The following is a 12,773-nucleotide window of genomic DNA, read 5'->3' as shown; positions in this document are numbered from 1 at the left end:
TCATGATGGATAAAGGGTGGATTGCTGCGTTAATCCCATAGCTGCACAAGATCGGCTGCCGCCGCCTGGCCCGTGCTGGGCGCCAGCTCGGGCAGGGTGACGACCAGGCCTGCCGGCAGCACGGCGCCGTGGCGCGCCAGCGCGGGATTCAGCTCCAGGGTATGCTCGACGTATCCCGCGCCGTCGCCCAGGTAGCGCCACACCAGGGCGTCCACCGTGTCGTGCTGCTGCGTGCGTACCTGCATCAGATCAGCTCCACGGTCAGGTGCGTGCGGCCGACGATATCGGCGATGGCCCATTGCGCATTGCGCCGCTGCGCGCCGGGCGCTTCGTCCAGCCATTCCATGCTTTTCTTGTCGCTGACGGACGTGGCCGTGCTGTCGTAGTCGCGGTAACGCTCGATCAGATCCGCTTTCGCCGTGCTGTAGACGGCACGCCGGTACTGCGCCAGCAGGCGGGATTCGCGGTTGATGCGCGTGGCCGGCACATCGACCAGGGCGGTGATACCGGCGGCGGCATGCTTGCCCTGCCAGTCGGCCAGCTCGCGGTTGACCTGCAGGATGGCATCGACCACGGCCTGCACCAGGCGCGCGTCGGTGACGGTGCCATCCAGGCGCATGGCGTCGCGCATATCGGTGAGCAGGATGTCGGGAAACCAGCCGTCGTTTTCCACGATTCCGGGAACGGGGAGCGGTGCCGGCGGCGTGCCGGCGACGGGTTGCGCACGGGGAGGGAGGGCGATAAAGGACATGGTGTTTGCGGTGGGATTGAATGGGAGGCGGTGGACGGGGTTCATCGGATCGATGGATTGATCGGAATCCCCCCGTGCCGCCTGTGCGCCGGGGGCTGCTCTTTAGCTGGAATCGGCCGCGCGCTTGATGCGCCGTTCCAGCCGTTCCATTTCTTTCTTGACGCCGACGGACTCGGACAAGGCCCGCGCCCGCTGCAACTGGGCCATGGCCACGCCGGCTTGTTCCAGCAGGGCCGGGGCGATGTCCGCCTCGTCGTGCTGGTCCAGCACGGCCACCATGGCCAGGCCGATGGCCTTGTGCAGCTTGGCGCGCGCCTGGTCGGGCGCGTCGCAGAGGACCGTCATGGCTTCGACGGCGCCTAGCACGGCCACGGCGTGCTGCGGATCGTCGCCCAGCTTGCCCTGCAGGTAAGCGGCGGCAAATTCGTCCAGCATCATGGTCGGAATGTCACGGCTGTAGCCGTCCGGCAGGGTGAACTTGTGTTCCATGCAGTAGGCGGCAATCACCAGGGCGCGGTCATACGCGCCGGTATCGATGTGCCACACCAGCAGCGCGGCCACGACATCGTCCTGGGCGCCCTTGCCGCCGGCCAGCACGCCGTCGATCCACTGGTCGTAATCGGGCAGCAAGGTAGTCTTGACTTCGATCTTGCGTTCCACCGACTGGATGGATTTCAGGCGCCGCCGGTCGTCGGCCAGCTTATACAGCATCAGGTCGTAAGCGTTGCCAGTGGTCACGCCCAGCGGTTCGGCGGCGCCGGCCGTGCGCTCGGCCAGCATGCGCGCGCGGTGGCGCAGGGCAGGAGACAGATTGCTCATGGCTTAGGCTTTCAGCTCGATGTGCTCCACCAGTGCGGCCAGGCCCAGGTCTTCGATCACGTAGGCGTCATTCGACGATTCGTAGTTCTCGATGCGGTCGCGCGAGGGCTTGTCCTCGACGCGGCGGCGGCGCGCGCCGTCCTGGAAGTAGATCGACAGATTGTCGAAGCGGGTAATCAGGATGGCGTTGTCCGGGAAGTAGGGAACGCGCGCCGCCGGCAAGCCGCCGATGCGTTTCTGGCTCAGGATAATGTCGGCCGCCAGGGTTTCCGTGGGCGCCTGCTTGGTGTTCACCAGCGGGAAGTATTTATCGCTCAAAAGCTTGCGCCCGACGATGGCCACCAGGCCCGTGTCCTCCTGATACCACGGGTCCAGCAAGTTGACGGCATCGACCACGGCCGCATCCAGATTGGCATAGTCGGCGTCCGTGCCGTCGCCGATGATGACCTTGCCCGGCAAGCCGGCGCCGGCCAGGCCCAGCACGCGCTCGGGCGCCTGTTCGCGCAGGTGCTGCAGCCAGCCCTTGTTCACGTCCTGCAGCAGCGGATTGGCGGCCAGGTCGGTGGTGGCCATGACTTTCACGCCGTTGAAGCCGATGACGATGCGGTCCAGCGCCTGGCGAATCACGATGGCGTTGGCCACGCGCGACTGGAAGTCGGAAAACTTGGCCCAGGCGTCCAGCTTGGCATAGGTCAGGTGCGTGTCGAAGTTGGTTTGCTCGCAGCGGTATTTCGTGCTGTCCAGGGTGGACAGGTCGCGCGTTTCGCGTTCCTTGGCCTTGGTGTCGGTGCGGCCTGCAATCGGGCCGGACACGCCCAGGCCCAGCTTTTCGCCTTCCTGCTCGGCCACGCCCATGATGTTGATCTTCGACAGGAATTCGCTCGATTCCTGCATCTTCGTTTCCAGCTTTTGCTGCACGCTGGGCGCCACGCTGAAGGTCTTGGCCACGCTGTCCGTGTCGTTCAGTTGGCCCAGGCGGTTTTCATACTGGCTGTAGACCTGGCGGGTATTCTTTTTCATTGATCGGTGCTCCGTTGTTGGTGGGGTGTTGGGGATGGCGTGTGCTTAAAACTCGGTTTGCACGGCGCCTTCGTTGCCGGTGGCGGACGGGCGGCGCGGGCCGTTGCCGGGCGCCTCGTCCATCTGCGCCTTGAAGGTGGCCAGCTCGTCTTGCGTTGCTTTCTGCGCCTTTTCCGCCGCGTCGAGGCGCTTGAGGGTGTCGGCATAGTTGTTGTTGACGGTGACGACGTGGCCGGCCAGTTCCTGCACGGCTTCGCTGATGTCGGCGAACTGCGCCGCGTTGCTGCCTGTGGTGGTGGAAAAGCGCGACAGCAAGTTTTTCATGGCATCGGCCAGCTTGACGCCCGCCGGTTCATCGAACACCAGCTCGACTTCGACGGCAGCGCTAAACAGATTGGTGCTTTGCTGCTTGCGGTTCGCTGAGAATTTCAGTGCATCGGTGCCCAGGCTGGCGGGGCTGTCGGTGACGCCCAGGCCAACCAGGTAGGGCATGCCCGTATCGGCAAAGTCAGGGGCGATTTCCAGGCTGGAATACAGCTTCTGTTTCGCCTTGTTGATGGCGACCAGTTCCGGCGTCGGCTCGATCTGCGCGAACAGCGCCAGTTTCTTGCCATTGTCGGTGTCTACCTCTTCGGCCTTGACGGCAATCACGTCGCCGTAGGCCTTGAACTGGCTGTCGGGCAGGATGCCGCGAATGTGCTCGAGCCAGATGCGCGCGCCGTAGGTTTTCGGGTTGTAGCTGGCGGCCAGCTGCTCGATGGTTGCGCGGTCGATGTTGCGGCCGTCCGTGGTGGCGCCTTCGGTGGCGACGCGGAAGAATTGGGATTTGGTTGCCATGGTGGTCAGTCTCGGTTGATCGGATAACGCCATGGTCAACGTCTTGGCGTTGCGATTCAATGCGGGGCGGGTTGCTATCGGGCATAGCGACTTTTGCCTTTCCCCGTTCCGCGCGCGCGCGGCCTACGCTGGCGGCATGCTGACAATCGAGAAAACAAGCGAACAAACCACCGACCAAATCATCGGTGAACTGGCCGTGCCCGAATCCGAGCCGCGCCGCGCCGCGCGCGCCCTGTACTGGAAGGGCTGGCGCATTTCGTCCATCGCCCGCCACCTGGGAATCAAGCGCAGCACCATCAATAGCTGGAAGCTGCGCGATGAGTGGGACAAGGCGCAGGCCATTGAGCATGTCGAGGCAGCGGCCGAGCTGCGCCTGGTGAAACTGATCGAAAAAGAGGTCAAGAGCGGCAGCGACTACAAAGAAATCGATCTGCTGATGCGCGCCATCGTGCAGGCGGCGCGCGTGCGCCGCTACGAGCAGCCGGGCGGCAACGAAGTGGATCTCAACCCGAAGCTGGCGAACCGCAATGCCGGCCCGAAGAGGAAGCCGACGCGCAACGATTTCAGCGAAGAACAGAAAATCCAGCTGCTCGACGCCTTCCAGGATTCGCTCTTCGACTATCAAAAGGTCTGGTTTCGCAACGGCGACCAGCGCACACGCGCCATCCTCAAGTCCCGCCAGATCGGCGCCACCTGGTATTTCGCCCGCGAGGCGGTTGCCGATGCGATGGAAACAGGCCGCAACCAGATTTTTCTGTCCGCGTCGAAGTCGCAAGCCCACGTCTTCAAGCAATACATCGTGCAATTCGCGCGCGAAGCGGCCGGCATCGACCTGACGGGCGACCCTATCGTGCTGCCGAACGGCGCCCACCTGTATTTCCTGGGCACCAATGCGCGCACGGCGCAGGGCTACCACGGCAATTTTTATTTCGATGAATTTTTCTGGACGCAGAATTTCCAGGAGTTGAACAAGGTGGCCTCGGGCATGGCCATCCACAAAAAATGGCGCAAGACGTATTTCTCCACGCCATCATCGACCACGCACCAAGCCTACCCATTCTGGACGGGCGAGCTGTTCAACAAGCGCCGCGCCAAGGCCGAGCAATTCAACATCGATGTCAGCCACCAGCGCCTGGCGTCCGGCTACACGGGCGAAGACAAGATATGGCGCCAGATCGTCACCATCCTCGACGCCGAGCGCGGCGGCTGCAACCTATTCGACATCGACGAACTGCGCAACTTCGAATATAGCCCGGACCAGTTTGAAAACCTGTTGATGTGCAATTTCATCGACGATTCCGCCAGCGTCTTCCCCTTGAACGAGCTGCAGCGCTGCATGGTCGATTCCTGGGTCGAATGGGACGACTACAAGCCCCTGCTGGGCCTGCGCCCCTTCGGCAACCGCGCCGTGTGGATCGGCTATGACCCGGCCTTGAATGGCGACAGCGCCGGCTGCGTGGTGCTGGCGCCGCCCATGACGGCCGGCGGCAAGTTCCGCGTGCTGGAGCGCCACCAGTGGCGCGGCCAGAGCTTTGAGGACCACGCCGAATCCATCCGCCAGATGACGCAGCGCTACAACGTGGAATACATCGGCATCGACACGACCGGCATGGGCATCGGCGTGCTGCCCATCGTGCGCGGCTTCTTCCCAGCCGTCACGGCCCTGAATTACTCGCCGGAAGTCAAGACGCGCATGGTCTTGAAGGCGAAAAACATCATCAGCAAGGGCCGGCTGGAATTCGACGCCGGCTGGATCGACATCGCGCAATCGTTCATGGCGATCCGCAAGACCCTCACGCCCAGCGGGCGGCACGTCACCTATGTGGCTGGGCGCAGCGACGAGACGGGTCACGCCGACCTGGCATGGGCCTGCATGCACGCGCTCGATCACGAACCCTTCGAAGGCAGTACCGACAACAACCAATCCATCATGGAGATTTACTCTTGAGCAAACGACATCAGCGCGCCCGCGCGCGTTCCGCGCCTGGCGCCAACATAGCAGCATCGTCGGTCCCGGCGCCGGACGCTGCCGGCATCCAGGCGTTTTCCTTCGGCGACCCGACGCCCGTGCTCGAGCACGGTGACATTCTCGATTGCTTCGAATGCTGGAAGAACGGCCACTGGTATGAACCGCCCGTCAACCTGGCCGGCCTGGCCAAGTCATTCAATGCCGGCGTGCATCACTCAAGCGCGATCCACTTCAAGGCCAACGTGCTGGCGTCCACCCTGGTGCCCAGCAAATATCTGACGCGCGATGCCTTCAAGCGCATGGCGCTCGACTTTCTCACCTTCGGCAACTGCTACCTGGAAGACCGGCCCAGCCGCAGCGGGCGCCCGTTGAGCTATGCGCATGCGCTGGCCAAGTACATGCGCCGTGGCGTCGATTGGGATACCTATTTCTTCGTCACCAATCACGGCACGGCGCACCAGTTCGACAAGGGCCGCATCTTCCACCTGATGGAACCGGACGTGAACCAAGAGCTGTACGGCGTGCCGCAATACCTGAGCGCGCTGCAATCGGCCTGGCTCAACGAGGCGGCCACCTTGTTCCGCCGCAAGTACTACAAGAACGGCTCGCACGCCGGCTTCGTGTTCTACATGACGGATGCCGCCGCCAACACCCAGGACGTGGACAACCTGCGCCAGGCCATGCGCGACAGCAAGGGGCCGGGCAACTTCCGCAACCTGTTCATGTACGCGCCGAACGGCAAGAAGGACGGCATCCAGATTCTGCCCGTCTCGGACGTGGCCGCCAAGGATGAGTTTTTTAACATCAAGAGCGTCACGCGCGACGACCAGCTGGCCGCGCACCGCGTGCCGCCGCAGCTGATGGGCATCCTGCCGAACAATGCCGGCGGCTTCGGCGCCGTCGAGCCGGCCGCGCGCGTCTTTGCCCGCAACGAGCTGGTGCCGCTGCAGTCGCAGTTCATGGCGATCAACGAATGGGCGGGCGTGGAAGTGGTGCGCTTCGCCCCGTATGAGCTGGCCACAGGGGAGAGCGCAGCATGAGCGACCACGTGGACAACACTGACAAGATCATCTTCGCCGAGGTGGCGCGCGGCCTGGCCGCTGTCCGCGGACGGCCCGCCCTGGTGGCGCACGGCTGCTGCCACTACTGCGACGAGCCGCTGGCGCCTGGCCTGCCGTTCTGCAACGTGGACTGCCGCGACGATTACGAGAAGGAGCAAGCGGCGAAGGCCCGCGCCGGCCGCCCAGGATGACCGGCACGCCGCGCTAGCCGGTAGAGCCGGGCCGTGACGGCCCAGCCGCACCGAAGCGCCCCAGCCACCGTACAAGCCGCCCATGAGGCGGCTTTTTCACGTCCCGACGATTGATGTTGCTCTGGAGGCAAGGAAAAAGCCCATTTCGGCCCGGCGCGCGCAGTTGTCCCCCCTCCACACCTGCCCGCTAGTTAGGGGTCTTTTGACTCAAATGTGCGCCATGGCCGAAGGAGCATGAGGACTGGCGCGGCGGGGCGAAGAGGGGGCATGCGATTTGACGCATTTTGACGCACTTTGAGCGGTTTTTTCTGCGGCTGGTGTTGCGACGTGGGAACGGTGTTGTTTTCGCGCTGTGCCGCGTCCTGGCGCGGTTCTAGCCCATGCATTGGTGTCTGTATTCTGCGCATCGTTCATCTTCACGCTCTCGCATCATTGTCAGGTATTGCGGCCTCAAGAACTCTTGATATACTGTATGTATGTACAGTATTTTATTCAGGTGTCACAATGATTGTTAAAATGTTAAAGATGCGCCTTGCTGGGGTAGAGGTGCCCAAGCGACGGCTGCATGACCGCTATAACTCGGCACGGCCCGGAACGTTGGAAGTCGTTGAAACCACAGACCAAGGCTTGCACCGCTTGGTCAAGCTGGCCCGCTTCACTTACGGCGAAAGCGGAAACCACGTTGAGACACTTTTCGATGTGAATTTGCTCTGGTATCGGGATGGGCGCATGGTGTTGTCAGGGTTTGAGCGCAGCAAAAAAGACATGCAATTTTGCGACTATGCGCAGTCCTGGCTGTGTTTTGTCGGGACGGAGCCGCCGCCAATGCCAGAAGGCAGGTAGAATAAATTGCATGTGCGCCGACTATACCCCCAGCCGTAGCGATCAAATCGAACAGCATTTCGCTGTCCGCACCCCTCAATTTGAGCTGCCGCCGGAAGCCTGGCCCGGCTACATGGCGCCGATCATTCGCGCTTCGCACGACGTGCCCGGCGAGTTGGAAGTCGCGCCGGCATGTTTCGGCATGGTTCCGCATTGGGCCGATATGAAGCTGGCGCGCCAGACCTACAACGCCCGCACCGAAACCGTGGCGCAGAAGCCGTCCTTCCGCAATGCCTGGAAGCGCAAACAATTCTGCATTATTCCTGCGGATAATTTCTTCGAACCTTGCTATGAGACTGGAAAGCCGGTGCGCTGGCGCATCGAGCGCGCCGATGGCATGCCAGCTGCCATCGCCGGTATTTGGGAATTCCGCCCGCAAGATTTGCTGTTGTCGTTCTCGATGCTGACGATAAACGCCGATGGCCACCCGCTCATGCAGCGTTTCCACAAGCCGGATGACGAAAAACGGATGGTGATGATCCTCGACCCGGACCAGTATCACGGCTGGCTCGATGGTTCCCTTGTGAGCGAAGAGGATTTGTTCCAGCAGTATCCAGCAGAACGCCTAGTGGCTGTAGCTGATCCGCTTCCGCCGCGTGTGAAAAAATGAATACGAGCCCGGGTTGCGTTGAGAGTGCCATGGATGAAAGGACCTGCCATAACAAAGCTGTTTCAACCGTTCTTCGGGCACTCAACATTTATGGGGAGTGCCCGCACACTCCAGTCGAATGGGCTGCCAACTGGACTATCAAAACGGTGCTGGGCGATGAGAACACCGTTGCACAGCAACGTGACCTGATATGGCTGGTGGCTAAGAAATCTGTAGTTGATTAATTCTTGAAACGCGGCCTTTGCGATGGCTATATCGCACGTCTTGGTTTTGGCCCATTCATAAATATGCTTATCGGCAACTGATAAATATATTTCATACATTTTGCAAGCTCGCAGAGTAGTAAGACATTAGATGCCTGCGATCATGCAGAGTTCCTTACAGCCTGGTTTCACAGCGGCAATCGTGCCAGCGACATGGTTTCAGGTTGGAAAAAATCATCAATCGCTTTGCTTACGACTAGTTCATGAGCATATGCGGACGCTTCAATTTCAGCAGCTCTCACCGACTTGAAAGCGCTGGGTGTGTTGATAGTTACAGATTGATTCAGCTGGCCACTAGGCACCCCAGCTTTCATAAACACGATGACTCCTCGATGTAATTCGTTCACGCAGAGTTCTGTTGTCAAATAGAACTCATAGTCGCCCATGCAATGTTTGTGCGAGAACCGCATGAGATTTTCTTCCGTAAAGAGATCGTAGCAGTATGTTCTGTCGAGCTTGCAAGGCGACATAAATCACTTCTAGACTTGATTTAAATCAATACTTTTATGGAGCTGCTGCTTATGGAGTAGCGGGCTCATGCAGTGTAATTGCGTTATTATTATGATATCGCAGTCGATATTTGTTGCTGCTGTTGCAATTTTTCTGACGTGGGAGGTAGAGATGAATTCAGATACCCTTGTGTCTGACGGACATTCGGAATTGTTTGACCGGGAGAGGGAGCTGTACAACATGCTTGGCCTCGAGCTTGGTGACCTCATTGTTGCAAACGTGGCAAGTATTGACTTGGTAGAGGTGCAAAGCCGACTACATTTGATTGGCAGTAAATTTCAAAGAGAAAACGCGTCTCCGCACATCGGCGCCATGCTGACAGTTTTACAGAGGGTCATCTTAGAGCGACAGCGAATGAATTTTATGCGGCGATCCGTTCACATTGATAGCGAGTAGATCATTCGGGTTTCGCCCTTTGCGGCAAAAGGGCGATCATCGCGCCAGTTTCGATTAGCCGAGAGGCCAGTGCAGAAGCCTCGATCTTCGCGGCATGTTGAGTTTGGAAGGTAAGGGATGTAGGTATCTCCACAATTGGCTTTTGCTGGATGCCAGCATAAGCGGTAACCAAGACAACGCCCTGGAACATGCCGTTTACCTTTTTGTAGGTGGCTATTTGGTACTCGCAGTCAGTGTTTTGTGGTTTCTCGCTACTATCCATGGGCTTCTCCATACGCTCATACGGCAAGGAGCGATTTTGCAGAGCCATATTTTAGGCTTGAGCTTGGGGGATAGAAAGTGCTTTTTTGTGTGTATTTATGCAATAAACTTAATGGGTAAGCGACTGGCTGCGCCTATTCTGGACCAGCCAGTTGTCAACAATGAACTTCTCTTGCGTGGGAGCATAAAAAAGGTCGTCATTTTGTTGTCACTCCTAGGCTAAAACAACCCAAATAATGACAGCCTTTTTCTTGCTAACTACTTGATTTTAAAGAATTCAGTGGTGGAGAGGGCGGCAATCGAAACCGAGTCGTGGTTTTCAATAGGTGCAAGATTTTTAGAATACTATGAAATCTGGATGCAAGGAGAGGCTACTGTACAAGTTGGCTGAACTTACAGGACTAAGTTCGTTGTCCATCCTAGAACCGCAAAAACCTTTTTTGCGATTTCATCGGGCGATTTTTCAGCGCTATCAATCACCACGTCATCCACGTTTGCAGCGTGGAGAATTGAATCGAGCTCTATGCTTCGGTGCAGATGCCACTGAAGTCCTTCCGCATCGTTGACATGCCTGGACCGTAACCGTTGTTCAACTGTTCCGGCCGGAGCGGTAAGGCGACAGATTGAGAGCTGCCCGTCGCGCAAGGCAGCGCGGTAACGTGCCGCGGTACTTACGTTTTCGATGACGCCGGCAATCACGAGGCATTGTGCTCCGGCACGCTCAAAGTTTGCGGCAACGGCTGCGAGGTTTAAGAGTTCAATCTCTAGGTTGAATGGATCGCCTTCAGGCGCTGGCCAGAGCTGCCTAATGCTGTCCAGATCGATAACAGCGTGCGGAATTTTGTGTGCGATGAGGTGCGCCCCCAGGTGTTCGGCGGTGGTTGACTTTCCAACACCAACGGTGCCGTTGAGGAAGACTGATTTCATTGCTTAACTTTCAAGAGGGCTGATTGGTATCTTTACCACAAAATAAATGGGAGCTAACCTAATTTTACCCAAGATTTCCCTTGTTTTTGAGTGCACATCTCTATGTTAATTGGCGTAGTTTTTGGTGTAACTTTTCGAGTTTCCAATAAGTTTTCATAGGAGAAATACGCTATTGCATCATCAATGTATCGGCGCGGAGCCACGATCAAAGTGCAGTGTTCCGCTCTATGGTGTACGGGGCGCACATAAAAAAAGGCTGTCATTTTGTTGTCATTCCTAGGCTAAAACAGCCCAAAAACAACCCAAATAATGACAGCCTTCTTCTTGCTAACTACTTGATTCTAAACAATTCAGTGGTGGAGACGGCGGGAATCGAACCCGCACTGGCCTCCGAATCCGCATTTTTGACGCATCAGCACATAAGCTTTTCCAGGAGATGGGCGAGTGCTTGCGGCGCTCAACCACCTTGCACAAGTGAGCTATCTCTTACACGCATCATTTCTTGTAAAAGACTGAAATTTGTCGGCTTTGGTAAGTGATAATTGAACCCGGCTTCGCGTGCTTTGAGCTGGTCGGCCTCGGAACCGTATCCTGTCACTGCTATGAGTGTCACGTCGTCAAACACCGCTTGTTGACGGATCAGACGCGCGATTTCATAGCCATTGAGTCCTGGCAATCCAATATCGAGCAATACTACATGAGGGCGGTAAGCCATCATTTCCTTAAGTATGGCAATCCCGTCGTAAATTACGCGCACCTCATACTCGTATGCTTCAAGAAGTTCAGCTTGGGTATCTGCCGCATCCTTGTTGTCATCGACGACCATCACGCGGCGTGACGTATTTCGTCGATGTTGGATTTCGCTCAGATCCGTCGTCATGTGCTTGATCGGCGCCGGGCTGGTCGGCAAGCTAACGATAAATTCGCTACCGATGCCCAGCACGCTCGTGGCGGACACACTGCCACCATGCAGTTCGACCAGGCGTTTGACGAGGCAGAGTCCAATTCCCAACCCTCCGCGGGAAAGATCCAAAGAGCGATATGCCTGCGTAAATAAATCAAATACATGGGGAAGTAACTCGGGAGGAATCCCGATGCCGGAGTCCCGAACCCGCAGTTGAGCTATGCTGCCCCACTCTTCTACTGTAATCGAAATATTTCCTCCAGGAGCAGTATATTTTGCGGCATTTGAGATGAGGTTGATCAGCACTTGCTCGATGCGGTCTGCATCCGCATGCAGCCAAAGCGCCTCCTGCGGCAAAATGATCTTAAGCTCATGCAGTCGTTCCGTTACCAATGGCTGCGTTGTCTCTACCGCCCTGGTCACTACTTCATTTATGAGGATGTCTCGTTTCTCAAGACGGATCTTTCCGCTATTGATGCGTGAAATCTCCATCAGCTCATTGACGAGATGAACCAGCTGCCCAGTTTGGCGTTCGATCACATCGTATGCCTTGCGCTGTACGGGTGTTTCATCCTGATTGAAACGCAACAGTTGCATTGCACTCGTAATTGGGGCAAGAGGATTACGCAACTCATGGCTGAGCATGGCTAGAAATTCATCTTTTCGGTGGTGAAGTTCGGCCAATTCCTGTGTTTGGGTGCGAATCTCGGCTTCCATTCGGCTGCGCTCAGTGATGTCATAAAAGCAATTTATTGCACCAATCGTATGGCCATCAGCGCTTCTTAACGGCACGATGTTAACGATTACGGTGATACGAGACCCATCAGGACGCTCGATAATCACTTCAGTGTCGCGTACCTCATCAAGTTTTCCTTCAATGATCGCCGCCATTGGTGTGCGGTCGTGCGGCATGAAACTACCGTCCGCACGGAATAATTTATGTGCGCCACAGAAAAGTTGATCGGTATCGCCCCGGACAGGCACCTTGCCCCACAGCTCGGCCGCATGCATATTGAAATCCCGGATGATGCCGGCATCATCAACGACATACACGGCGACTGGGCTCAAATCGAACAGAGTCCGATAGCGTTTTTCACTCTCGGCTAGTAAAGAGGCGCTAGTAGTGGCGGCGCCTGGCCCAAGGAGGGCGGACTGCTCATAGCTTCCAGGCTTAATAGTCCCTGTCGTGTAAACAGGATAGCGTGCAGGCTTACCCAACTGCAGGCATAAAGCATTGACCTCTTCATGCAAGAGCTCGATCTCTACATTTCCCGTATGGTTTTTTTCAAGTGGCGTGACTTCTGCTGGGGTGCTATTTACGGCGAGCGTCATCGATGACAAGCTTCTGAAACTCTTCGGATATAACATGGTA

16 protein-coding genes are annotated in these 12,773 nt (G+C 57.5%); 7 read left to right on the top strand and 9 right to left on the bottom strand.

The annotated features are described in order from the left end of the window. Positions 1 to 29: 29 nt before the first annotated feature. From O0882_RS23555 to O0882_RS23535, 5 genes are all read right to left on the bottom strand, one after another. Complete coding sequence (locus O0882_RS23555) at positions 30 to 245, bottom strand: tail protein X (protein WP_289952011.1); 216 nt, start codon at positions 243 to 245, stop codon at positions 30 to 32. After that, a complete protein-coding gene (locus O0882_RS23550) occupies positions 245 to 751 on the bottom strand; it encodes a head completion/stabilization protein (RefSeq protein ID WP_289952009.1) in 507 nt (168 codons plus the stop codon). Before O0882_RS23550 ends, O0882_RS23555 begins: the two co-directional genes overlap by 1 nt. 102 nt (positions 752 to 853) lie before the next feature. Next, positions 854 to 1,570 (bottom strand): phage terminase small subunit, encoded by a 717-nt coding sequence (gene gpM / locus O0882_RS23545; RefSeq protein ID WP_289952005.1) that lies wholly within the window; start codon positions 1,568 to 1,570, stop codon positions 854 to 856. 3 nt (positions 1,571 to 1,573) lie between these two features. Beyond that, positions 1,574 to 2,590, bottom strand: coding sequence for a phage major capsid protein, P2 family (locus O0882_RS23540; RefSeq protein ID WP_289952003.1), 1,017 nt, complete (start codon positions 2,588 to 2,590; stop codon positions 1,574 to 1,576). Positions 2,591 to 2,635: 45 nt separating this feature from the next. Next, the gene (locus tag O0882_RS23535; RefSeq protein WP_289952001.1) at positions 2,636 to 3,427 is read right to left on the bottom strand and encodes a GPO family capsid scaffolding protein; all 792 of its coding nucleotides are present in this window, start codon (positions 3,425 to 3,427) and stop codon (positions 2,636 to 2,638) included. Positions 3,428 to 3,563: 136 nt separating this feature from the next. Here O0882_RS23535 and O0882_RS23530 point away from each other — a divergent pair, with 136 nt between their 5' ends. From O0882_RS23530 to O0882_RS23505, 6 genes are all read left to right on the top strand, one after another. Beyond that, positions 3,564 to 5,375, top strand: coding sequence for a terminase ATPase subunit family protein (locus O0882_RS23530; protein ID WP_289952000.1), 1,812 nt, complete (start codon positions 3,564 to 3,566; stop codon positions 5,373 to 5,375). Continuing rightward, positions 5,372 to 6,436, top strand: coding sequence for a phage portal protein (locus O0882_RS23525; protein WP_289951998.1), 1,065 nt, complete (start codon positions 5,372 to 5,374; stop codon positions 6,434 to 6,436). The genes O0882_RS23530 and O0882_RS23525 overlap by 4 nt, the downstream gene beginning before the upstream one ends. Continuing rightward, positions 6,433 to 6,648, top strand: a complete 216-nt coding sequence (locus O0882_RS23520; protein ID WP_289951995.1) for a hypothetical protein — start codon at positions 6,433 to 6,435, stop codon at positions 6,646 to 6,648. The genes O0882_RS23525 and O0882_RS23520 overlap by 4 nt, the downstream gene beginning before the upstream one ends. Positions 6,649 to 7,152: 504 nt before the next feature. Then, positions 7,153 to 7,491, top strand: coding sequence for a hypothetical protein (locus O0882_RS23515; protein ID WP_289951993.1), 339 nt, complete (start codon positions 7,153 to 7,155; stop codon positions 7,489 to 7,491). Between the two features lie 10 nt (positions 7,492 to 7,501). Continuing rightward, entirely contained in the window at positions 7,502 to 8,140 is a 639-nt protein-coding gene (locus O0882_RS23510) for an SOS response-associated peptidase family protein (RefSeq protein ID WP_289951991.1), read from the top strand. A gap of 29 nt (positions 8,141 to 8,169) precedes the next feature. Next, positions 8,170 to 8,364 (top strand): hypothetical protein, encoded by a 195-nt coding sequence (locus O0882_RS23505; protein ID WP_289951989.1) that lies wholly within the window; start codon positions 8,170 to 8,172, stop codon positions 8,362 to 8,364. A 167-nt stretch (positions 8,365 to 8,531) separates the two neighbouring features. On the opposite strand, the gene O0882_RS23500 is transcribed toward O0882_RS23505, so the two are convergent. Then, positions 8,532 to 8,813: a hypothetical protein gene (locus O0882_RS23500; RefSeq protein ID WP_289951986.1), complete on the bottom strand. Its 282-nt coding sequence runs from the start codon at positions 8,811 to 8,813 to the stop codon at positions 8,532 to 8,534. Between the two features lie 211 nt (positions 8,814 to 9,024). On the opposite strand from O0882_RS23500, the gene O0882_RS23495 reads away from it, so the two are divergent. Continuing rightward, positions 9,025 to 9,309 carry a hypothetical protein gene (locus O0882_RS23495; RefSeq protein ID WP_289951984.1) on the top strand — a complete coding sequence of 95 codons (285 nt, stop codon included), beginning with the start codon at positions 9,025 to 9,027 and terminating at the stop codon, positions 9,307 to 9,309. A gap of 1 nt (position 9,310) precedes the next feature. Here the strand turns inward: O0882_RS23495 and O0882_RS23490 are convergent, their stop codons facing one another. From O0882_RS23490 to O0882_RS23480, 3 genes are all read right to left on the bottom strand, one after another. After that, the gene (locus tag O0882_RS23490) at positions 9,311 to 9,571 is read right to left on the bottom strand and encodes a hypothetical protein (RefSeq protein WP_289951982.1); all 261 of its coding nucleotides are present in this window, start codon (positions 9,569 to 9,571) and stop codon (positions 9,311 to 9,313) included. 392 nt (positions 9,572 to 9,963) lie between these two features. Continuing rightward, on the bottom strand, positions 9,964 to 10,497 hold the full coding sequence (locus O0882_RS23485) for an AAA family ATPase (protein ID WP_289951980.1): 534 nt from the start codon (positions 10,495 to 10,497) through the stop codon (positions 9,964 to 9,966). 457 nt (positions 10,498 to 10,954) lie between these two features. Continuing rightward, positions 10,955 to 12,733, bottom strand: coding sequence for an ATP-binding protein (locus tag O0882_RS23480; protein ID WP_289951979.1), 1,779 nt, complete (start codon positions 12,731 to 12,733; stop codon positions 10,955 to 10,957). Positions 12,734 to 12,773 lie beyond the last annotated feature (40 nt).

Source organism: Janthinobacterium sp. SUN073, assembly GCF_030397665.1.
Classification (GTDB): Bacteria; Pseudomonadota; Gammaproteobacteria; order Burkholderiales; family Burkholderiaceae_D; genus Janthinobacterium.
The sequence above is the reverse complement of the archived record's forward strand: the minus strand, read 5'-3'. Positions and strand labels throughout refer to the sequence as shown.

Coding starts and splice junctions, on each gene's coding strand:
- O0882_RS23535 (WP_289952001.1), bottom strand. CDS start 3,427: ATGGCAACCAAATCCCAATTCTTCCGCGTCGCCACCGAAGGCGCCACC.
- O0882_RS23550 (WP_289952009.1), bottom strand. CDS start 751: ATGTCCTTTATCGCCCTCCCTCCCCGTGCGCAACCCGTCGCCGGCACG.
- O0882_RS23515 (WP_289951993.1), top strand. CDS start 7,153: ATGATTGTTAAAATGTTAAAGATGCGCCTTGCTGGGGTAGAGGTGCCC.
- O0882_RS23540 (WP_289952003.1), bottom strand. CDS start 2,590: ATGAAAAAGAATACCCGCCAGGTCTACAGCCAGTATGAAAACCGCCTG.
- O0882_RS23555 (WP_289952011.1), bottom strand. CDS start 245: ATGCAGGTACGCACGCAGCAGCACGACACGGTGGACGCCCTGGTGTGG.
- O0882_RS23495 (WP_289951984.1), top strand. CDS start 9,025: ATGAATTCAGATACCCTTGTGTCTGACGGACATTCGGAATTGTTTGAC.
- gpM (WP_289952005.1), bottom strand. CDS start 1,570: ATGAGCAATCTGTCTCCTGCCCTGCGCCACCGCGCGCGCATGCTGGCC.
- O0882_RS23490 (WP_289951982.1), bottom strand. CDS start 9,571: ATGGATAGTAGCGAGAAACCACAAAACACTGACTGCGAGTACCAAATA.
- O0882_RS23510 (WP_289951991.1), top strand. CDS start 7,502: ATGTGCGCCGACTATACCCCCAGCCGTAGCGATCAAATCGAACAGCAT.
- O0882_RS23500 (WP_289951986.1), bottom strand. CDS start 8,813: ATGCGGTTCTCGCACAAACATTGCATGGGCGACTATGAGTTCTATTTG.
- O0882_RS23505 (WP_289951989.1), top strand. CDS start 8,170: ATGGATGAAAGGACCTGCCATAACAAAGCTGTTTCAACCGTTCTTCGG.
- O0882_RS23480 (WP_289951979.1), bottom strand. CDS start 12,733: ATGACGCTCGCCGTAAATAGCACCCCAGCAGAAGTCACGCCACTTGAA.
- O0882_RS23485 (WP_289951980.1), bottom strand. CDS start 10,497: ATGAAATCAGTCTTCCTCAACGGCACCGTTGGTGTTGGAAAGTCAACC.
- O0882_RS23520 (WP_289951995.1), top strand. CDS start 6,433: ATGAGCGACCACGTGGACAACACTGACAAGATCATCTTCGCCGAGGTG.
- O0882_RS23530 (WP_289952000.1), top strand. CDS start 3,564: ATGCTGACAATCGAGAAAACAAGCGAACAAACCACCGACCAAATCATC.